At 42.2% G+C, this 824-nt stretch carries 1 protein-coding gene; it reads left to right on the plus strand.

The window, feature by feature from the left end; genetic code table 11:
• Positions 1–824: fatty acid cis/trans isomerase (locus A3762_RS15205; RefSeq protein ID WP_197469285.1), on the plus strand; the 824-nt coding region annotated here is incomplete at both ends.

Genomic DNA, 824 nt, shown 5'->3' on the forward strand with positions numbered 1-824 from the left:
CTGAAGATCAAAGCACAGCCTCACCATTTAAAATATGGACGAAATACGCTGCGCTCCAAGAGAAGCATCTGAATGACAAAATTGACTACATCAACAGTTTTTCTGATGGTGTTGCTGAGTTGTCACTCGATATGCTCTGGAGTGGCAAAAGTCTGACAAGCGATATCGATGGGAGTGAAGCGCATAACTCAAATGCAGCACTCACTATATTTCGGCACTTCGATAATGCGACGGTCGTAAATGGTTTGCATGGTGATAAGCCGAAAACAGCTTGGGTAATTTCGTATAGTTTGTTAGAGCGCATTCACTACTTGCTGGTGGCTGGTTTTGACGTCTATGGCAACCTAGGACACCAGTTAAATACGCGTTTGTATATGGACTTTTTACGCATGGAAGGCGAAAGCAATTTCTTGATGCTATTACCTGATGATGTCGCGGAGAAAGAATTCTTAAGTTGGTATCAAAGTGCGGAAGAAAAGGTAGAAGACTATCTAAACGTTCTGCATAAAATGAAGTTACCGCACAATGCTATTGAATATGGTTCGAATGATCCGAAGAACGAGTTGCTCGACAGAATCTATGATTATACGCGTGCTGAGAATCGTCGAGTATCGGCATTACCAAAAGCCTATTTGGACCAGTTCCCAGAAATGAATGATCCTCTGCAGCGATTAGAGAAAGTTAGCGGTATAGCCGCTTCATTGTTGCCAGAGTTAGCAATGGTGCGCGTTAAAGCTCCAGACGGACAAATGCAGTTATTCTCAATCGCGAGTAATCGTTTTCATGAAAATGTGTCTTCATTATTTATGGAAGACGACTTTCTT

The sequence above is a fragment of the Oleiphilus sp. HI0125 genome, from assembly GCF_001635355.1.